At 51.8% G+C, this 20,998-nt stretch carries 14 protein-coding genes; 6 read left to right on the forward strand and 8 right to left on the reverse strand.

What is annotated here, in order from left to right:
• Window positions 1-25: 25 nt before the first annotated feature.
• The 4 genes from E3E29_RS08295 to E3E29_RS08310 all read right to left on the reverse strand — a co-directional run bounded on the left by E3E29_RS08295 (window position 26) and on the right by E3E29_RS08310 (window position 7,624).
• Complete coding sequence (locus E3E29_RS08295; RefSeq protein ID WP_167910600.1) at window positions 26-4,153, reverse strand: glucodextranase DOMON-like domain-containing protein; 4,128 nt, start codon at window positions 4,151-4,153, stop codon at window positions 26-28.
• A gap of 66 nt (window positions 4,154-4,219) precedes the next feature.
• Complete coding sequence (locus tag E3E29_RS08300; RefSeq protein WP_167910509.1) at window positions 4,220-5,566, reverse strand: sugar ABC transporter permease; 1,347 nt, start codon at window positions 5,564-5,566, stop codon at window positions 4,220-4,222.
• Entirely contained in the window at window positions 5,566-6,465 is a 900-nt protein-coding gene (locus E3E29_RS08305) for a carbohydrate ABC transporter permease (protein ID WP_167910510.1), read from the reverse strand. The genes E3E29_RS08300 and E3E29_RS08305 overlap by 1 nt, the downstream gene beginning before the upstream one ends.
• Window positions 6,466-6,508: 43 nt before the next feature.
• Window positions 6,509-7,624 carry an extracellular solute-binding protein gene (locus E3E29_RS08310; RefSeq protein WP_342764694.1) on the reverse strand — a complete coding sequence of 372 codons (1,116 nt, stop codon included), beginning with the start codon at window positions 7,622-7,624 and terminating at the stop codon, window positions 6,509-6,511.
• Window positions 7,625-7,679: 55 nt separating this feature from the next.
• On the opposite strand from E3E29_RS08310, the gene E3E29_RS12060 reads away from it, so the two are divergent.
• The gene (locus tag E3E29_RS12060) at window positions 7,680-7,973 is read left to right on the forward strand and encodes a hypothetical protein (protein WP_342764695.1); all 294 of its coding nucleotides are present in this window, start codon (window positions 7,680-7,682) and stop codon (window positions 7,971-7,973) included.
• 77 nt (window positions 7,974-8,050) lie between these two features.
• Here the strand turns inward: E3E29_RS12060 and E3E29_RS08315 are convergent, their stop codons facing one another.
• Window positions 8,051-9,988, reverse strand: coding sequence for a glycoside hydrolase family 13 protein (locus E3E29_RS08315; RefSeq protein ID WP_167910512.1), 1,938 nt, complete (start codon window positions 9,986-9,988; stop codon window positions 8,051-8,053).
• 72 nt (window positions 9,989-10,060) lie between these two features.
• On the opposite strand from E3E29_RS08315, the gene trmBL1 reads away from it, so the two are divergent.
• Both trmBL1 and E3E29_RS08325 read left to right on the forward strand, forming a co-directional pair.
• On the forward strand, window positions 10,061-11,086 hold the full coding sequence (gene trmBL1 / locus E3E29_RS08320) for an HTH-type sugar sensing transcriptional regulator TrmBL1 (protein ID WP_167910513.1): 1,026 nt from the start codon (window positions 10,061-10,063) through the stop codon (window positions 11,084-11,086).
• 41 nt (window positions 11,087-11,127) lie between these two features.
• The gene (locus E3E29_RS08325) at window positions 11,128-12,474 is read left to right on the forward strand and encodes a glycogen synthase (protein ID WP_167910514.1); all 1,347 of its coding nucleotides are present in this window, start codon (window positions 11,128-11,130) and stop codon (window positions 12,472-12,474) included.
• Here the strand turns inward: E3E29_RS08325 and E3E29_RS08330 are convergent.
• Entirely contained in the window at window positions 12,471-12,833 is a 363-nt protein-coding gene (locus tag E3E29_RS08330; protein WP_167910515.1) for a ribonuclease P protein component 2, read from the reverse strand. The two genes, E3E29_RS08325 and E3E29_RS08330, sit on opposite strands and share 4 nt — an antisense overlap.
• Window positions 12,834-12,902: 69 nt before the next feature.
• Here E3E29_RS08330 and E3E29_RS08335 point away from each other — a divergent pair, with 69 nt between their 5' ends.
• Window positions 12,903-13,988 (forward strand): radical SAM protein, encoded by a 1,086-nt coding sequence (locus E3E29_RS08335; protein WP_167910601.1) that lies wholly within the window; start codon window positions 12,903-12,905, stop codon window positions 13,986-13,988.
• A 10-nt stretch (window positions 13,989-13,998) separates the two neighbouring features.
• Here E3E29_RS08335 and E3E29_RS08340 read toward each other — a convergent pair whose 3' ends face one another.
• Window positions 13,999-14,772 (reverse strand): DUF835 domain-containing protein, encoded by a 774-nt coding sequence (locus tag E3E29_RS08340; protein WP_167910602.1) that lies wholly within the window; start codon window positions 14,770-14,772, stop codon window positions 13,999-14,001.
• 453 nt (window positions 14,773-15,225) lie between these two features.
• Between E3E29_RS08340 and E3E29_RS08345 the strand changes: the two genes are divergently transcribed.
• Both E3E29_RS08345 and E3E29_RS08350 read left to right on the forward strand, forming a co-directional pair.
• Complete coding sequence (locus tag E3E29_RS08345) at window positions 15,226-15,519, forward strand: type II toxin-antitoxin system VapC family toxin (protein WP_342764696.1); 294 nt, start codon at window positions 15,226-15,228, stop codon at window positions 15,517-15,519.
• A gap of 133 nt (window positions 15,520-15,652) precedes the next feature.
• Entirely contained in the window at window positions 15,653-16,918 is a 1,266-nt protein-coding gene (locus E3E29_RS08350; RefSeq protein WP_167910516.1) for a C39 family peptidase, read from the forward strand.
• 831 nt (window positions 16,919-17,749) lie between these two features.
• Here E3E29_RS08350 and ileS read toward each other — a convergent pair.
• On the reverse strand, window positions 17,750-20,947 hold the full coding sequence (gene ileS, locus E3E29_RS08355; protein WP_167910517.1) for an isoleucine--tRNA ligase: 3,198 nt from the start codon (window positions 20,945-20,947) through the stop codon (window positions 17,750-17,752).
• Window positions 20,948-20,998 lie beyond the last annotated feature (51 nt).

Raw genomic sequence — 20,998 nt, forward strand, 5'->3', positions numbered from 1 at the left:
TTTAAAATGAAGAGGGCTTACGCCCTCACCTCTTCCTTCTGAGTAGGAGCGGCACTATCGCGAGCCCAAGTATGGCTGCGGGACCGCAGATGTGGTGTCCTCCTTTGCTGCTGCTTGAGGTGGTCGTGGTTGTTGTGGTTGTAGTCGGCTGGGAGGAGCTGGTGGTAGTAGTTGTGGTGGTTGGTCCGCTGCCGCTTCCACCACTTCCGGGTGATGTAGTAGTGGTCGTGGTAGTTGTTGTGGTAGTAGTTGTAGTAGTCGTCGAGGTCGTTGAAGTGGTTGAAGTAGTGGTGCTGCCCGTTGAGGTCGTTGATGTCGTGCTCGTGGTGGTTCCTCCGCCAGTGCCCTTGATGAGGGGTATCATGAGAACCGTAGCCCTGTGACCGTTCTTCGCGTCATATGAGCTAAGCTGTTGTTCTTGGGTAGGCTTGAATCCAGGTGGAACTAGTTCGTCAATGACTCTCGGCTGGACACCGGCAATGATGGCGTCAGTATCTCCACCTCCAAGTTTCCACTGTGACGCGTTAACTGCAACATCACGCCATTTATCCGGACCGTAGCCATCCTGTGAGCCAACTAGCACAGCTCCCCATAGCCCGTATGTCGTGTTTATCTGAATATACTCCTTCGGAACCTTGACAATGATGGCATTCTCAGTTGGATCTGCCGAAATCTTCATCTCGCCCTTTATTACCGTGCCGTTTGGAAGAACGATTAGGTTACCGTAGTCCCAGCCGGCGATCCTGAGTGCGACGTCCCAGGGGTGATTGGGGTCGAGGTTAACGTTGCTTCCAGGTCCGTCTGGATATATCTTTATCGCTGAGGTATTGCCTCCCTTCTTAAAGTCAAAGTAGGCCTCGATTATCTGCAGGCTGAAACCGTTGGGTCCATTCCACGGGTTGCCTCCAAGGTTCCTGAAATAGAATTCCAGTGTCCAGTACTGTTTGCCTTCTCTCATCACGAACTTTGTCAGGTCGAAGACTCCGGGTTTAAATACCGGGTCAGTTGGGTACGTGTAGTTTCCTGGACCATGATCGTCCCCCACCGGATCATTAACGACTATCGCGGGTGGAATCATGGGTATCATGTCAACCGTGGCTAGTTCGCTCTTGTTTGCATTGTACGAGCTGAGCTGCTGTTCCTGAGTTGGTGTGAATCCAGGCGGAACCAAAAGATCCATAACCCTCGGGGCGACTCCAGCAATTATTGCGTTTGGATCTCCCCCACCGATCCTCCACTGCTCGGCCTTGACTGCAACATCACGCCAGTGATCTATTCCGTAACCGTCCTGAGAGCCAACAAGAACGGCCCCGTATAGGCCGTAGCTCATGTTAAGCTTCATATACTTCCTTGGCATCGTCACTATAATGGCGTTCTTCGTGGGGTCAACTGAAACGTTGAGGGCGTTCTGTATCTTTGTTCCATTGGGCAGTACTATGTAGTCAGCCCACCCCTGAACTCTTATTGCTACGTCCCAGGGGTGATTGGGGTCGAGTTTGACGTTTGATCCTGGCCCGTTTTGGTATATCTTTATCGCTGAGGTATTGCCTCCCTTCTTGAAGTCAAAGTAGGCCTCAATCATCTGCAGGCTGAAACCGTTGGGTCCATTCCACGGGTTGCCTCCAAGGTTCCTGAAATAGAAGATCATGACATAGTCGTTCTCCTGCTGGATGAGTTGGAACCTAGTGAGGTCAAATACTCCGGGTTTAAACACCTTGTCAGTTGGATAAGTGTAGTTCCCAGGCCCATGATCATCACCGACCGGGTCTTTGATGTCGACGAGAACCACTCCTTTAACCTGCTTTGGCAGTTTCAGTTCCACGGGTGTTGTTATAACGGAGAGGTTGCCGTTGTGGAGTGTTGAGGCCGCGAAGTAAACGTCGGTTGGGTTCTCAAGGTACTTGAAGGGCACGGTGACCTCTATCCCGTCGCCAGTCTTCGTGGCGTTCAGCCTGGCAACCTCTTTGTAGGTGTTGTAGCCGGTGGCGTTGTAGATCGTCACCGTCCCGTTTGCATAGCTCACGTGCGTAGTTATCATGAGGCCGACACTCTGGGCGCTGTACGGGAACGTCGTGTATGTAAGCTCCTTCGGAATCGGCTGTCCCACCGTGAACGTGTTTCCTATGAACCTGTCGGGGTTCCACAGGCTTATCTCGAAGTTTGAAACGTTCCCGTTCACGATAAAGTGGAAGCCCTTGCTGTCGAAGTAAACACTCACGTTCTCAGCGTAGGGGCTGAGGCTGGGGTATGTAATTTTCTTTCCTGCTGTCAGTCCGACGGTATCCCTCACAACGTAGGGTTCACCATCCGGGAAGTAGTTACCGTAGAGGTAGCTCGGTGGGTTTACCCCCGCAAGTCTGTATATCTCGTAGAGGTTGTCCTTGAAGAGCCTTCCGAACCCTTGGTCAAAGCCGCTGTTCTCATCCTTTCCGTACCACCAGAACCAGTCACTGCCCTCGGCACGCATGAGGTACTCGAACGCTCTGTTCCATTCCGAGGCGGACATGTTGGACTTGTGCTCGAAGAGGGTTTTTCTGGCTAGGTACAGCCAGTACCAGCCCATATTTTCCTGCCTTTCACCGATCCATATGGAGAGCGTTCCATCCACCCAGCTTGACTCAGGCCAGAGGTGCTCGCCTTTGACGCCTGCAAGTTTGTAGAGTTCGCTGAGGCTCGTGGCCTTCTCAAGGGCATTGACATGGTCCTTGAGATCGAGGTAGGTCATCATTCTGGGTTTCAGTACGTTGGCCTTGCTACCGTACATCTGGATGTACTCATCGGGGGTCACCGTCCTTATCAACCCGGCACTCTGGAGCTGCTCAAGCTTCTTGTACAGAAGGTTCAGGAACATATCCCCTTCGTAGGGGTAGTTTTCCCACGGGTTCTCTCCGTCGAGGGCAATGACATAAACTAAACTGCCGTCGTAGTTCTGTTTCTGTACTTCGAGGAGCTGGTTTACAAAATCGTTGACGGCTTGATATTGGTTCATACCTGCGTAGTTAAAGCCAATGCGATCGCTCAGCTCGTGATCCCTTGGGAATATGTATATCTTGGTGCCATTGAAGTCCGCCACCCACGGTCTGAAGTAGTTGGTAACGTTGTCCTTTATCCCCATCTCACCGAGCACTTTCTGATCGCTTATCACCCACTCCCAGCCGTTCTCTGCCAGGAGCTTGAGGGTTTCATCGTTCAGGGTGCATTCCGCTTCCCATCCACCGTTGGGTAGGGCTGTTCCGTTTCCGAGGTATTCCTTGTACAGCTGCTCTCCTTTCTTTATCTGGGACACGAAATCGCTCTCCCATCCGAAGTCGTTGAGTATTGGCCCTATTGGGTGTGCGTACGGGACGAACGTTATAGCATCCGGACGGTTTCCTCCGAGGTACTTGTTTATGTCCCTATAGTACGAGAAGGTGTGGTTTATGAGATACATCTGTGCATCCAGCACCGTTTTCAGATCCTCCCTCGTGTACCCTCCCGTGTTGACCTTTTTGTAAAGAGCATCGAGGGCGCTGTTGTTTACTATGTAGTCGTGGGGCAGCCAGGCGAGGTTGAAGAGGACTGCAAGGTCCAAATAGTCCTGAGAGCTTAGATTTGATGTTATTTTGACCTCCTGCTCGTTTAGAGGAAGGTTGCTGTACTTCTTGAAGAGGGAGTTCCTCTCGTTCAGTATCTGCGTATACCTCTGCCAGAATGTCCTGACTGGATTGCCATCCTTATCTGCCATAGGCTCGCCGTTCCAGGGGATAGTGTTGTCAAAGAATCCACCCGGAACCTGAAGCATTATCCACTTCTCGTGGGTTGTTAACGGTGCGCCATTGGCCAGTTTCCAGCTTATGCTTTCCCTAACGTCCATCGAACCGTTCATGTACATGACCATCTGCTGGATGAGCGATCCAGAGAGGTCTATTGTTACATGAACGTCAGGGTACTTCGAGAGTATCTCGGCCATCCTCCAGTAGTCCCTTGCAGCATGGAGTCTAACCCATGGAAGTACAAACTGCTTGGATATCGGGTCGTAGTAGAACGGCTGGTGCATGTGCCATACTATCACAACGTTCAGGGGTTTCGGCTCGTCGTTGGCCCTGGCGAACCCAACGTTGAACACACTAAAGGCCATGAGGCCAACGATGAGGACGCCCATTGCAGCCTTCATCCAGTTTTTCAAACTCAACACCTCCAACACCTAATATTGTTAATCATGGAAGGAATAAAAGAAAGCTCACTCCTTGAGACCTCCAACGGTCAGTCCGCTCCTGATGTAGTTCTGGGCGAGCAGGAACAGTATGAACACTGGAAGGGTGAAGAGAAGTGCCGCCGCCGAGAACTGGTTCCACGAGACGTTTCTGAGGTCATTGAGCATGCTGTATAACCAGACAGTAAGCGGGTAGTTGGACGAGTTGAGGAGCAGGTTGGCTATGATAAGCTCCGTCCAGCCTCCGATGAAGGCGAAGATGGACACTGTGGCTATTCCAGGAAGGGCCATTGGCAGGAGGACGTGCCATATGATCTGCAGGTAGCCTGCCCCGTCAACCAGTGCCGCCTCGTCGAAGTCAGTGCTTATTGAGTCGAGGTAACTCTTAAGGAGCCACGTGTTGAACGGGACTCCCCCCGCGGCGTAGATGAACGGTAGAACGTAGATATTGTTCGTTAGGTGGAGCTTCACAAGCATACCGTAGAGGGCCACCAGTCCAGCTATTCCGAGACCTCCAGCGACCTGCGTGAACATGAGGTAGAAGTAGAGCACGTGCTCCCTTCCGAAGAACTTGAGCCTGGAGAACGCGTAGGCCGCCGGGACGACGAAGAGCAGCGTCAGTATGACAGTCAGGGTGGCTATGATGAGGCTTCTCTTGAGGTAGCCGAAGAAGCCGCCGCCGGCGTGGTTCACTATCAGGAGGAAGAAGTCCTGGGTGGTGAAGGTTCCCTTTCCGATGTCCATCCTGACCCTACCGGGAAGCTTGAAGGAGTCAACGTTGGTGGCAACGTACGTGTTGTTTCCGACCTTCTGGAAGTTCTGGAGGTGAAGTCCTGCTGTTCCAGAGCCTTCAACGGTGATGGTAACCTTCTCGGCACTCAGGTATGCTCCGAAAACTCCCATGTTGGAGTTTATCTCCTCGGCTTTCATTGAAGCACTCTTTCCTCTAACGTAAACAACCTGTCCGTTCTTATTGGTCTTGTTGCCGCCCTCAACGTTCAAGTCACTCACGTATTTAAGGTTGAACTGAGTCTGTATGAGAGAATTACCCCAGACGTTCCCGTTCTTGAACTCTATTGTGAACCCGTTGCCGAAGAGCTTGCCCTGGGAGGAGGACACATTGAATTCCTTGGACATTACCGTGACCTCATTATGCCCTATGAGTATCTCCCTGTAGTTGTCGAGTGTGGCATGGTGTGGAACGAGCTCTATTGATGATGACGCCAGAGTTCCCACGGGCTTCAGAGAGACTAAGAACATGTAGTAAACCGGGAAAAGTATGAGTCCCATAACGAGGAGCGCCAAGAGAGTAACTGCGACACTCTTCCAGATGTCATGTTTGCTCTTTGCCGAGAGATGAACCTTCCACTCCATCAGCTGGCACCCTCCTGGAGTTTGGTTATCTTCATGCTGATGTACATGTACACGGCAAGCACCAACGTGGCTATGAACAGAACGGCCGCTGCTCTACCGTAGTGCGGTATCGAGGAACCGAAGGCCTTCTGGTAACCGTAGAGGAGCAGGAACCTGTCCTGGAACAGGGAGCCGTTGTAGAGGAACGGGACGAGGAAGTACTGGAAGCTGGCCGCGCTCGTAAGTATAGTTGCGAAGGCTATGGGCTTGCTGACTATCGGGATAACTATCTTTGTGAGCCTCTGCCAGTAGTTGGCGCCGTCTATGATGGATGCCTCCACGAGTATGTCTGGAACCGACTGGAGGGCGGAGGTTATGACGGTCATCATGAACGGGTAAGCCAGCCATACCTCGATGATGTTCAGGGCTATAAAGCCCCAGAAGGCGTTGTTAATCCAGTCGGGTGGAGTGGAGACCCCTATATCGCGCAGGAGTATGTTGACGGGGCCGAGAACCGGGTCAAACATGAACCTCCAAACGGTTATGGAGAAGAGGAGCGGAAGCGCCCAGGGAATTATCAGGAGAGCCCTGTACACGGACTTTCCAATGACGTACTTGCTGTTGTAGAGCACAGAGAGGATGATCCCGGCGAGAACCTTGAGGGTAACGCTCGTCGCCACGAATATCCACGTCCAAAGGAAGGCTGAGCGGAAGCCTGAGTCATTGAGGGCCCATCTGAAGTTGTCGAGGCCCGTGAATTTAAGCGGGGGAGCGTTTGGAGTCTGAATCGGGAAGTTGCCGAGCTGTGCGTTCGTGAACGCTATGTACATAGAGTAGAGTATGGGGTAGATGTTGAAGAACAAGAACGCCACGATTCCCGGCAGGATGAGCGCCATTGCCGCGACCGTACTCTTCTTCATTTTATCACCTCTCAAGTCAAGCAAAATAAAAGGAGAGAAGAGATCAGCCACCGTTTATGGCCTTGAGTGCCTCATTCTGCGCATCCTGGAGGGCCTGCTCAATGCTCTTCTTGCCTCCAATAATGGCTGTGATGGCGTCTGTAACCGGACCCCAGACGGCGGCCATCTTAACGCTCTTTGGCATCAGGTAAGCGTGCTCAAGCGCCTTCATGTAAGCACTGAGAACCGGGTCACTTGTGATGTCAGTGTTGTTCTCAACGCTCTTGAGCACCGGCACGTAACCGTTCTGGAGGGCGAGGGTAACTGCGACGTTATCACTGCCAGAGAACCACTTGAGGAAAGTCCAGATGGCCTGCATTTTGTTATCCGGAGCATTGGCGGTAACGTAAATGAGCTTAACACCAGCGTACGGCCTCGGATAGTATGTTGTTCCGTTCACAACTATCGGTGGGAGGGGCTCAACACCGAAGTTGACGCCAGCGTCCTTTATGTTCGAGATGATCCACGGGCCGTCAACGAGGAATGGGGCGTTACCGTCGGTAAAGATGCTGACCTGAGTGTTTGCGTCAGTAGTGTGGGCCATGTACGGCCAAATCTGGTTAAAGAAGAACTTGAAGCCCTCAACAGTCCTAGAATCGTTGAGTCCTGGGGTCTCGGTCTTGTCGTCGAAGTAGTAACCGCCAAAGGCCTGAGTCCAGGCGGAGATCGAGTACGGGTCAACTGGAGAGGCTATTCCGTACTTACCCTTGTCTGGAGCGTAGTATTTCTCCATGATCTGCTTCATCTCGTCAAAGTTCTTCGGCGGGTTCGGAACCATATTCTTGTTGTAAATCAACGCCATGGTCTCAGCTGCGAAGGGAACACCGTAGTAGTGACCCTTGTACTGCATGGCCTCCCTTGCGATTGGGAGAAGGTTGTTGAGGTAGTTTGGATCGCTCTCAACGTACTGGTCTATCGGCTTGAGCAGTCCGCCTTCTGCGAACTTTCCGATCCAGTCGTGGGCCCAGATAAAGAGGTCGGGGCCTTTACCGGCTGGAATTGCTGCCTGGAGGGCTGTTTCAAGGCTGGCCTTGTACTCCATTTTTATCTGGATGTTCGGGTGCTCAACCTCAAACTCTGCAATGAGGTTCTTGAACGTCTGAGCCTCAGCCTGACCCATATTATGCCAGAGAACAATGGTGACCGTCTGCCCCTGGCTCTGAGTGGTAGTGGTCGTGGTAGTGGTGGTTGTGGGCTGGGTGGTGGTAGTGGTTTCAGCCGAGGACGTCGTAGTGGTTTCCGACTGGGTAGCGGTGGTTGTAGTGGTGGTCTGTGACTGGCTCTGGGTGGTAGTAGCGGGGGATGAGCTGGTTGAGGAGGAAGCCGTGGTACTGGAAGCGGAAGTCGACGAACTCGTGCTCGTATTGGTGCCTCCGCCGCCAATGCAGCCGCTGGCCATCACTCCAAAAAACAAAACTCCAATCAACAGCAGTGCAAACAGGTTTTTCCTCATTTCACATCACCTATAGGACTTTCAATTAGGTATCATCTATGGTGATATATATATCTTGCGCTTCCCCGTTCACACATGTTGAACCGGACTCTATCATACTCTGATGACATCTTTGTACACCACAACCCCTGAAACTGGCGCGACTTCAACCTCAATATCCAACGGAGTCCAATGGAGTTTAACTTCCCTTCCGGAGCAGTTTATGACCACCAACACCCTCTCCCCATTCAGATCCCTCTCGTAGGCGAACCACTCATTTCCAGCACCAACGAGGCTAAAGTCACCCATCTGGAGGGCCGCCGAGGAGCGCCTCAAGTGGATTAGCTCTCCCGTCTTCTTGAGAATCTCGCTATCCCAATCCTCTTCGTTCCAGGGCATTGGAGTTCTTCCCGCTGACATTCCCCCTTCTGAACCCCTCAGACCAATTTCATCGCCGTAGAATATCGCGGGGACGCCCTTGTAAGTCATTAGGAAGGTGAGGGCACACAAGTACCGTCTCTTTCCGGCCAGGTCTATGAACCTTTCCGTGTCGTGGTTGTCAAGGAAGTTGTAGGTGAAATACTCTGCAGGGCCGAGACGCGCACTCAGCAGCTCAAGCCCGTTGATGAACTCAGGAGCGCTGATTTTTCCAGAGGCAAAGAACCTGAGAAGAAGGTCGTAGAGAGGATAGTTCATGGTCCCATGGAAGACGTCGAAGAGGTACAAGCGGGGGTCGTCCATGACCTCTCCGAAAAGGTAGGCTTCGTCAGGAAGCTTTTCACGTACTTCCTTCCAGAAACCTGGCGGAACGCCGTGGGCAACGTCCAGTCTCCAGCCGTCTGCCCCCTTTTCGAGCCAGTGCCCCATAACCCCCACAACGAACTCCTTGACCTTTGGGCTGTCGTGGTTCAGCCTTGGCATCAGCCAGACGGAGAAGAAGGACTCGTAGTTCCAGCCGAGCTTTTTGAGGAGGTGGTATTTTTCAATCCACGGCAGGGGAGTCCTCAAGGAAGTCAGGAACTCCTCCGAGACTACCGGAAATCCTTTGACCCGATAAAAGTCGGCGTAGGGGCTCTCCATTCCCCTTTCCACGATGTCCTGAAAGAAAGGGTGGAAAAAGCTCGTGTGGTGGAAAACACCGTCGAGAATGAGCCTTATGTCCTTCTCCTTGAGGAACTTGACGAGCCCCTCAAAGGCTTCATTCCCCCCGAACCTCTCGGCGACCTTGAAGTAGTCCGTGATATCATAGCCGTGATACGTCATGGACTCGAAGATGGGGGTCAAGTAGAGGGCGTTGACGCCAAGTTTCTCAAGGTGGTTCAGCCTCTCCATCAACCCAACGAGGTCTCCACCGTGGAAGTTCTCGCCGGGGGTCAGGTTCTCCTTCTCAAAACCGACGGCAAACCTGTCCGGCATTATCTGGTAGAACACCCTGTTGAGAACCCATGAAGGGGTATCGAGCTTGAAGGGGACTGCATCAAATGGACCGAGGGTTAGGGTTCCCCCATCGGTGAGGAAAACCTCAAAGGAGTATCTCACCTCTTCCTCCCCGGGCAGGACTACCTCGTAGTACTCAAAGACCTCTCCAGTGGCCTTCCTTCGCATCCTTATCTCCCTTCCATCGACGTGTAGGAAAACCTCTGAGACCTGCCGTTTCTTTGTCCGCAGGAGAACATAGGTTCTCCCGGCGAAGGAGTAGAGGTAGAGGAGGGAAGGGCTGTGGAAGATAGTGCCTTCTCCAACTATTCTCGCTAGGCTGACCTCCCGCTCAAACTTGTAGGAGGGTCCCCTGTAAACCTCCCTCTCCGGGTTTTCGGGGTCGAGGATGAACTCTCCCCCCGCAGAAAAGGCATACCTCCAGATTCCCTCTGGGAGCTCCATCACGATTTTCCATCTATTTCCATCTAGTTCCATCCTGAAGGAGCCCTCATTGAAAGCATTGAAGTTCCCGAGGAGGTAGGCGTAACTCTCTTCGTCGTAGGGGAAGGAGAACTCAACGAGCGCTACCCTTCCAAAGGTTTCGCTTTCGTTGAACCCGAAAATTTTATACACTCCGACCACCTCTGTATCACTAAGGATGATTAAACTTGAGCCGGTGAACTTAAATTTATCGGGGGTTGGATAATGAGGGAAGAGGAAATAATTGAAAAGCTTCAGAAGCTGGGCCTGACCAAGTACGAGAGCCTCGCTTACATCACGCTCCTGAAGCTCGGTCCCAGCAAGGCGACCGACATAACAAAGGAGAGTGGGATTCCGCACACGCGTGTTTACGACGTTCTCAGTTCCCTTCACAAAAAGGGATTCGTGGACGTCATGCAGGGAACTCCGAGACTGTACAAACCGGTCAATCCTGAGGTCGTTCTTGAGAGGATTAAGGACGAAATAATAAGTGACATCGAGAACCTGAAGGGTGCTTTCCTTGAACTCTACCGCCAGGTCCACGGGGAGGCGCTACCGGAGATATGGACGATCCAGGGCTTTGACAACACCATCGAGAGGGCCGAATACGTCATAAGGAGCGCCAAGCACGAAGTTCTGATAAACACACCCATTGAGTTCTTAGAAACCCTGAAGAAGGAGATAAAGGGCAGAAAGGACATCCTCTTCGTGATAGTCAGCAACTTTGGCGACGAAATACCAGAATGGCTTGAAGGCGACAACATAATCCTCGCAAGGAGCGGGGGTGCCCCCTGGCTTATGGCAAGCTGGATAATAGGTGACATCGAGTACGCGTTGTTCTTTGGTGCATTACCTCAAGACAAGAGGAGGGAGAAGTTCTACTCGTTCTGGGCAAAGAGCCCCAGGATAATCCAGAATTACATGCACTGGTTCTACACGATCTACTTCGACAACAGCGAGGTGATAAAGCCACTAGCCTACAAGAGACTCTCAAAGCCGCTCTCCTTGGTCAACATAAGGACTCTGATAACCGTCCTGAAGCTGGCGGGGCTTCCCAGGAGGGCAGAGATCATCGGTAGACTCATAGACACGAAGGAACCTGTAACTCTCGACGGCACCATCGTCAACTACGAGTACACCCCACTGACCGCGAACATAAGCTTCAAGTACGACGGAGAGGAGCTCAAGGTCGGTGGAATCAGCAGCTACTTTGAGGACGTAGAGGGGGAGAAGTTCATCCTCCTTGAGTGACTATTTTAAACCCCTCACCTTTTCTTTAAGTGGTGACGTCCATGAAAATTCTGATACTGGGTTTTGAGTACCTCCCGATAAAAGTTGGGGGGCTGGCGGAGGCCGTCACGAGCATAGCTGAGGGACTCGTTGAGCTGGGAAACGAGGTGGTTGTGTTTACTCCCGACCACGGGAAGAAGCTCGGCGAGCCATTCTTGGGGTTTGAAGTAGAGTTCGAGGGGGGATCTGTGGAGATATCTGTGAGGAAAAGGGAGCAGAACGGTGTCACAGTTTATACCCTCGGCGGGGGACTTCTCGACACGGGCGTTTATCCTGACTGGGAGACGCTCAAGAGGAAGACCGTCCTCTTCGGGAAGGCCAGCGCCGGGCTTATGAACCGTATCATCGGCGAGTTCAAGCCGGATGTCGTCCACGCCCACGACTGGCACGCAGTCTTTGCCCTTGGCCTGATCAAGAAGTACTTCAGGGTTAAAACAGTCTTCACAATCCACCGCCTCAACAAAGGTAAACTTCCAGCTGGTCTCTTCCATGAGGCGAACCTTGGCGAGCTCGCTCCTTACCCTGACATTGACCCGGAGCACACCGCGGCATACATAGCAGATACAGTAACGACCGTCAGCAGGAGCTACCTATGGGAGGAGTGGGACTTCTTCAAGAACTTCGACGGCAAAGTGACCCATGTCTTCAACGGCATTGACTGCTCCTTCTGGAACGAGGAGCTCCTTGAGAACGCGGACTTGCCGAGAAGCGAGAGGAGGAGAGCAATTCTAAGGCGTTTTGGCCTTGAAGATGGGAAGACCTCCATGTTTATAGGACGGTTTGATAAGGCCCAAAAAGGCGTGGACACACTTCTCAGAGCGATAGAGATACTCTCCAGCGATCCAGCGTTCTGGGAGATGAGGTTCCTCATAATAGGGAAGGGCGATCCTGAGCTTGAAGCCTGGACCAGGGCAGTGAGGGAGCGCTTCCCCCGGAACGTGAAGGTCGTCAACGAAGTCCTTCCTAGGGAAGTCGTGAGAGAGCTCTACGGATCGGTGGACTTCGTTTTGATACCGTCCCATTTCGAGCCCTTTGGTCTGGTTCAGCTCGAGGCAATGTGCCTTGGGGCGGTACCAATAGCGAGCGCCGTTGGTGGCCTCAGGGACACGATAATAGACCTGAAGGACGACCCTGAGAGGGCGACGGGAATACTCGTCCCTCAAGGGGATGCCTTCGCCCTCGCGAAGACCCTCATAACGGCCAAGGAGCTCGATGACGAAACCCTGAATCGGATGAGGGAGAACGGCAAGAGACGGGCCAGAGTCGATTTCACATGGGAAAACGCCTGCAGGCGCTATGTTAACCTCTATATGGACGCGGTGGATAAGGCCATGCATTTCCTCCGTTAGCGCCAGCCGTATTCAGACAGAAACTTCCTTTTCAACCTTTTTATTGTTCCCGAAACGCCAAGGGTTCTGAAGATAACCCGTGAGCCGTTTATCTCGGTGAGCATCGCCAGGGCGAAGCGCAGCTCCTCCACGTGCTTCCCATCGACCCTAACTACCCCGGTCTGGCTCCCCTCGTCGAACTTTATGAACCACGGCTTCGCTCTGGCTGAGCCGAGGTATCCAAGGGCAGAAAGCGAAGCGTCCCAAACCGCTTTCTTTATCTCGTCCTTCTTGAATGGCCTCTCCCCGATAACCTGAAAGGCTATGTAGCGGTTCTTGTCCCTGAGCGTGGGTGGAAGGTACTTGGGCTTCTCCCTCATTTTCACACCGCCACGGATTTGCCACCAACCTTTTTAAGCAATGCCCCGACTCATGGGCCGGTGAGAGAATTGGTCTGGGAGACACCGTACTTTTCATACGCCGTACGGGAACTACCTAGGGGCTGTCAGCTCTGCGTTAGGGGTGAAAAGCTCGTCCTGTTCACAACGGGTAAGTGCCCGAGGGACTGCTTCTACTGCCCGCTCAGCCCCTGGAGGAGGGAGGACGTTGTTTACGCTAACGAGAGGCCCGTGAAGAGTGTCAATGACGTTATTGAAGAGGCATTAATACAAGAAGCCAAAGGTGCCGGAGTTACCGGGGGGGACCCGCTCGCGAGGCTCGACAGAACGGTTGAGTACATAAGAATCCTCAAGGAGAACTTTGAGAAGGACTTTCACATCCACCTCTACACCACCGGAGCGCTTGCAACCGAAAAGGCCCTCTCGAAGCTCTACGACGCTGGATTAGACGAGATACGCTTCCATCCAGACCTATTTAACCCGAACTCGAAGTTCTTCAAGGTAGAGATAGAGAACATAAAGAAGGCTTTTGACTTCGACTGGGACGTTGGCGGTGAGATCCCCTCTATTCCAGGCCAGCTGGGGAGAATGAAGTGGTACGCTGAGTTTCTCGACAAACAAGGCGCCAAGTTCCTGAACGTGAACGAGCTTGAGTTCAGCGAGATGACGCTTAAAACACTTCTTGACATGGGATTTCGGCCAGTCAACGACGAGAGCTCGGCGATAAAGGGCTCGCTTGAGCTGGGCCTTGAGTTCCTGGAGTGGGGCGAGGAGAACACCTCACTTAGTTACCACCTCTGCACTGCGAAGCTGAAAGATGCAGTCCAGCTTAAAAACCGCCTCAGGAGGATGGCGAAGAACGTCGCGAGGTCTTACATGGAAATCACCGAGGAGGGAACGCTCCGCTTTGGCATAGCCGAGTACGAGGACCTAGACGAACTCTACGCGCTTCTCGTTGAGGAAGCAGAAGTTCCAGAGGAGTGGCTCTACATCAACCGCGGGAAAGGCAGGATAGAGATGCCAGAAGAGGTTGCCGCTGAGCTGGCGGAGGCAATAGAAGGGAACGTTAAGTTCTTCATCATAGAGGAGTATCCCACTTGGGACCACCTTGAGGTGGAGAGGATTCCATTGCCTTAATTGCCCTCATTCAATGCTCCACTGTTTTCGTTTTTGAGCTCTTAATGCAAAGCTCCTGAAACTCCCTCCGTAGGAGGGCGAGCTGGGATTCGTCGAGAGTCTCTGGGCTCAGAAGGACTACACAAGTCGCTCCCCTAAGCAGGAGGTTGTCTTTGAGTGCGGTAAGGAACTTCAGAACGCTGTTGAATCCGTTCTCCACCACCAGATACTCAATTCCATCGATTATTACAACGGTATTCTCGTCCGAGTTCGAAATTAGATAGCTCATTATTGCCGGCAGCCGGAGGGGGTCTATGGTGTTCTCGGAGTTTATCCTGCTAAGCCACAGGTAAGGGACGTTGGCCTTCTTAAAAGGCCTCGGATTTCTTGTGATGGCCAGAACCTTCTTGCCAGCGGTGAGGGAAAGGACCCGGTTCAGATCAGAATCACAGAAGAGATAGGCTCCCCTATAAAGGGTGGGGGTACCACTGAGGGTTTTCTTTGGTTTGACTGATACGCTAGCTCTCTTCATATGATCCAAAAGATAATACATCCCAAGAACAAGGGCTAAGGATATTATGATGTCGTCCAAAATTTTGGTGAGCTCCGTTGGATACACATCGTTCATGACATCCGCGAGAAAACCGAGCCAGAAAATCACCGTGACGTAGGCACCCTTTCTCAAAAGGCTCGGAGACAAAGAGGCCTCAAAAATCCGGCGATATCTGTAGAGGACAAAAAGGGCTAACGTGACGATGGCAAGCTTGAATATCTCGATATCAAGCTTCAGGGTGAAGTTCACCATATTACCCACGGTTATTACTCTAAAAGGGCCCTTAAAAAGCTTTTCGCTTTTTTCTAGTTATATACAAACAACTGAATAATGTAATTAGTAAAATAGAACTTTTAAAAGTTATACCTTACTTTTAAAATAAAAAATCGAAACCGGACATACGGCATAACCCAAAACAGATGAATGGATAGGGAACAAACCAATGCCGCCCTAACTCTCCCGCCATGAACGGCTGGGCTTTCAAAAGAAAAAAGTGAAACTTGCTGAGGCAAAAACTAAAGGAGCTTCGAAAAGTTTATCTATTTCGTGCATGCATGCACTTATAGGTAGTGCCCTTGGGCAAGACGATAACCATAGCGGATGACGTTTTTATGAGCTGATAAAGATGAAGGGAAAGAAGAGCTTTTCAGAACTCCTGGGGAAGAGTATGCGCTCCCCTCGATACTCCTTTTTGAGCTCCCCTGCGTGAGACTCAAACCCCGGCAAATGTTAGCCCTTGAAAAGATAACAGTTGTAAACTTTGACAGAGCGAGCGCGGAAGTTGCAGGGGAGATATTTAGAGATTTGGCCTCAAAAGGCCGAAGACCTCCGACGAAGGATCTGCTCATCGATGCAACTGCAATAGCCCATAATTCAATCCTCTTCACCTGTGACAAGGGCTTCGAGCGCTTTAAGGAGTACGGGCTGAAGGTGAAAATTTTGGAAAAATGGGCATTGTGTTCTTTTGTTCACTCTTTTACTCTGGCTTTTTTCGTTTAAATCAGTTTGGATTTTGATGATTGTAAGTTGAAAAATTCTACAAAAAAAAACGTTAGTTAATTCAACTAATGATTCGAAAAGTTTATGTAGTTCCATGAATTATTATGAGTGACAACTAGTCAGGTGGTGCTTTATGAAGCGGAAGAACAGAAGCATGGTAATACTGCTGGTGTTTTTGATGTTAGGGACGCTCCTGCTTAACACGGAAAGCTACGTTTCCGGAGACCATGCCCTTGAAGTGGCCAAAAGTCCTACTAAAGCTCTTCCCCTGGTTTCCAGGAACATGGCATTGTATCTGGCAAAAAACGAGCTTAACAGCGTTCCATTTATGGACTTCAAAGGAGCAAAAATCGGAAAGAAGCTGGTTCTGTTCTACTTCCCTGATGGGAGACCAGCCTACTATGAGGTTCCCATCTTTATGGGTAGAAAACTCATTGGCGTTATGTTCATGCCGGCATCAAAAACAATGCCCCCCGGATGGATGCAGGTGTTTGAGGCCAGGAAGCTTGTAAGTCAGCAACTGGACAAAATTGCGGAAACAAGGGGGATTAGGCATTATCGCTATGTTGTTCTTGGGGCGGCAATGTTTGGAATTCAAACCGGTGATGGCACCGTTGTTGATTTGGCAGGCAGAGAGTACAGGATCGATCCGAAAATGCCATTTAGGTTCTCAATAGAATCTGAGAAAAACGTGATGCTCTGGGCCAAGTTGGAAAGGGATGCTTCCAAGAGTTCCTCGATAAAGATCATTGAAGGGGTGCCAACTTGGACATCCACTGACACTGGAAACGCCAACACTAAATATCCCGATAACGTGGGTTCTGCTCCAGATCCGTGGGATGATTGGGATGGCTGTTCCCCAATAGCGGCATCAATGGTGGTTGCATATTATGAGTCCCAATTTAGAACCGCCTATCTGAGGGAAGCAATAATTGACGTTCTCCATTTCACAATGGGGACAAACAATAAAGGTGAGACAGAGGCAGACGACATACCGAGAGGAATTGAGGATTTTTACTGGGAGGCCATAAAACTTTATAAAGATGGGTATCTTGGTGTTCATCCAACCTATGGCTACGACGCCACGAATCGTGAATATTCCTCAAACTATCAACTGTTCTTGGCGGTTAAACGTGAAGTTGATACGAACCATCCCGGTCTTTTGAACGTCCACTTGAGACTTAGAAATGGTAGTATTATTGGGCACTCAATGACCTTTGTTGGGTATTACGATGATGCAAGCATCCAGGAAATATACGTACATACGACATGGAAAGATCTACCAGAGGGATGGATAAGGGTCGGTAACTGGGGGGATGCAATGATAACAACTGTAAAACCCATAAAAATGTGTTGGCATGGAATATGCCCCTACGTGGCCATAACTGCCAGAGGGTGATCTTATTGAGAAAGGCATTTGTCTTTGGCTTGATAGTTCTTCTTTTCTCTTTGCTCTTTTTTGTGCATATTCTTCCAGAAAGGAATCCTGAGTGTAAGCTCTCGATAAGCAACTTCTCCAACGACTGCCTCTCCACAATCCCCTACTCCTCCAATTGGCCCACAACGGCAGTGCGGATTTCTGGAGAGGGATTCGTTTTCTTCTCCGAGGGGTATGTGTATGGAATCGAGGACAACGGAATAATTCCACCATTTCTCAACGGTGAGAAAAGCAACTGGACCAAAGAACTGGGCATCTCACCACAATGCTCTGTATGGGGAGGGGAAGTGAAGATGATCCTGCCTGGAGATACGGCCCGTTTAAGGCATTACGTCCAGTATGAACGCGGAAGCTGTTCGGGTGAGAACTCCAAACCCGAGAGGGCAGAGATAGGCAGTACCAGTTCACCTGGTGGGGAGTTGGAGATTGCCTACTACTTCATTCCCCTCGTCAATGGACGCTGGGTCTTCTGGCCAGAGCCCCTCTTTGGTGGGCAGGTTGAACCCCGTTCAATTGAGGCCGGTTGTTCATGTTCTCCTGAGTATGTCCTTGATAGAATGGATGGGACTATTAGGCGCCTTAACTTTACCGCCGTTGAAGATTTGGGGAAATGGAAAAACGGCCCCATAAAGGTGGTGTTTTCGAAGCTTTACACCAGAAACGGCGAGTACATATACGTTGAATGCGGAAAAATAGATGACCTTGGACTGGCCAGAATACTAATGGTCGCAGGAGCGAAGAACGTTGTAGTGCCCTATATCAATCTTGCTACTGAAAAGGATAAAGGGGGACTTAAACCTTCTCAATCCCTATCCTCGCCTGCACTTCGGGCCACTCAACGGCGTAGCCCTTGGCTTCGTCAAAGGCCACATCCACAGCCCTTGTTTCTCCCTTTATGTAGTCGAGATTCTCCTGAAGGAGCTCGCGGTTCTCGTCCGTGGTCTCTATGGTGACCTTAATGCGGTCGTTAACATCGAGGTCGAGCCTCTTCCTCATCTCCTGTATCCTCCTGACGAACTCCCTGGCGAGTCCCTCAGCCAGGAGTTCCCTGGTGAGGGTCTTGTCTACGAATACCTTTCCGCCCTCGAACTCTTCAGCAACAAGGAAGTCCGGGAGCTTCTCCTCAACGGTTACGTGCTCCCTCGTCAGGTGGAAGGCCTTTCCTTCGAGCTCAACGTTCATCTCGCCCCTCTCGTAGAGCTCCCTGCCGTGCTCGCTTATCCAGGCTATAACCTTCTTGGCGTCGCCCTTGAACTCCGGACCGACTTTGGCGAAGTTCGGCTTTATGATGAGCTCGCGCTCTACCTTTCCAACGACGACCTCCTTGGTGTTGAGCTGGTCTTTAAGGAGTCTGTTGAGCCTCTCGACGGCCTTCGCAACTGTCTCGTCCTCCGTCTCAACGACTATCCTCCTAATCGGGTAGCGGAGCTTTATCCTGGCCTTCTGCCTCGCGCTTGAGCCTGCCTCGACGATTCTCCTGACGTATTCCATCTCGCGCTCGAGCTCTTCATCTATGGACTTCTCGTCAGCCCCCGGCCAGTCGAGCATGTGGACGCTCTCTACTCCAGTAAAGGGCCTCAGGAGATTCTGGTATATCTCCTCGGCTATGTAGGGTGTGAACGGCGCCATGAGCCTCAGAAGAACGTCGAAGACCTTCCAGACGGTGTAGTAGGCCGCTAACTTGTCGGGGTCGTCTCCCTCGACCCACATCCTCTTCCTGATGAGCCTCACGTACCACCTGCTTAAATCCTCAACCACGAAGTTGTAGATGGCCCTAGTCGATTTGGTGAGCCTGAAGGTCTCTATTCCATCGGTAACCTCACCTATGAGGCTGTTTGCCCTGCTGAGTACCCACCTGTCCTCCTCGCGGAAGGGAAGCTCCTCGGGGTTGAGCTTCGTCGGGTCAAAGCTGTCGAGGCTCATGTAGGTGGCACTCAATACGTAAACGTTCCAGAGGATGTTGAGCATCCTCTTGACCTGCTCAAGACCCTTCCAGCTGAAGCGGAGGTTCTCCCATGGGTTCGTCGCCCAGAGCATGTAGAACCTGAAGGGGTCCCTTCCCTCCTTCTGAACGACCTCCTCAGGGCGAATGATGTTTCCGAGGCTCTTGCTCATCTTGTCGCCCTTCTCGTCGAGGACGTAGCCGTGCATAGCGACCTTCCTGTATGGAACGGTATCGAAGGCGATAATGCTCGCGGCCTGCTGGGAGTAGAACCACTTGGTGACCTGGTCTTCACCCTCGACTATGAAGTCCGCCGGCCAGAGCTTCTTGAAGTTCTCGTCCGTCCTTGGATAGTCGAGGGAGGCCCAGCTCGCTATTCCGCTGTCGAACCAGACGTCGACGACGTCTTTAACGCGCTTCATCTCCTTACCGTTCACCCTTATGATGAAGGCATCAACGTATGGCCTGTGGAGGTCTTCTGGACCGAGCTTCTCCTCTATCACCTTAAGCTTCTCTTGGTAGTCCTCGGAGAGGTCAACCCGCTCGCCGTTTATCTCAAGGGCAACGCTCTTCTCAACGAGCTCTTTGAAGGAGCCGACGACGTATATCTCCCCGTCCTCGGCCTGCCATATCGGGAGCGGGATTCCCCAGTAGCGCTGCCTGCTTATGACCCAGTCACCGGAGTTCATGACACCGTTGTCGTAACGAACCTTAACCCAGTCCGGGTACCAGGTGACCTTCTCGTCGTTCTCCTCGATTATCTTGTCCTTAACTTTGCTCACCTTCAGGAACCACTGGTCTGTGGCGCGGAATATCAGCGGGGTCTTACAGCGCCAGCAGTGCGGGTACTTGTGCTCTATCTCGCCGGCTTTGACGAGATAGCCCTTCTCGGTGAGGTGCGCTATTATCTTCGGGTCGGCTTCCTTGACGTATGTTCCCTTCCACTTGCCCTCGGTGTACCTACCCTCGTCATCAACGGGGCTGTAAATCGGCAGTCCGTACTTCTTGCCGACCTCGAAGTCCTCCTCACCGTGGCCGGGAGCTGTGTGAACCAATCCGGTACCGTCCTCGAGGGTTACGTGCTCACCGAGGATAACCCTGTGAGCCCACTCGTACTTCCCGCGGAACTCCTTCTGGATTGGATATTCATCCATAAGGACGTGTACGTAGCGTATTCCTTCAAGCTCCTTGCCCTTGAATGTCCCAACGATTTCACCCTTGACGCCGACCTCATTGAGAACCCTCTCCACGAGGGCTTCCGCTATTATCCAGTACTCCTCACCATTCTCAGTCTTAACCCTGACCTTGGCGTACTCGTACTCGGGGTGGACTGTAACTGCCAAGTTGGCCGGGAGGGTCCAGGGCGTCGTTGTCCAGATGAGGAGATATTCGTTCTCCTTACCCTCAACCGGGAACTTGACGTAGATGCTCGGGTCCTTCCTTACCTTGTACTCACCGCGAACCTCGTGCTCGGCTAAAGCGGTCTCACAGCGCGGACACCAGTGGAGGACGCGCTTGTCCTTCTCAAGGAGACCCTTTTCCCAGGCCCGTTTTAGGGTAAACCAGCCCGATTCGATGTACTCGTTCTTTATCGTCATGTAGGGGTTGTCCCAGTCCATCCAGACGCCGAGCATCTTGAACTGCTCGGTCATCGTCTTGAGGTTGTTGAGGGCGAACTCCTTGCACTTCTTTATGAAGTTGTCAACCCCGATCTTGGTCTCTATGTCCTTCTTTATCTTGAGACCGAGGGCCTGCTCGACCTTCACCTCTATCGGAAGGCCGTGCATGTCGAAGCCCGGCTGTCTGCGCACGTTGTAGCCTTGCATGCTCCTGAACCTTATCACCATGTCCTTGATGATCTTGTTCCAAGCAGTTCCGAGATGGATTGCACCGCTGACGTAGGGTGGCCCGTCGAGGAAGTAGTACTTCGGGCCGTTTTCCCTGAGCTTTTTCACCTTTTCATAGGTGTTGTTCTCCTGCCAAAAGCGCTCTATCTTTTCTTCAAGCTCCCCTGGGTTGTACTCCCTAAACTCCGGCTCTTTAATCATTGAAAACCCCTCCAGAAATGATAGTCACGGCTACCCAGAACAGGGGGCTCA

It is taken from the genome of Thermococcus sp. Bubb.Bath (assembly GCF_012027595.1).
Lineage (GTDB): Archaea > Methanobacteriota_B > Thermococci > Thermococcales > Thermococcaceae > Thermococcus.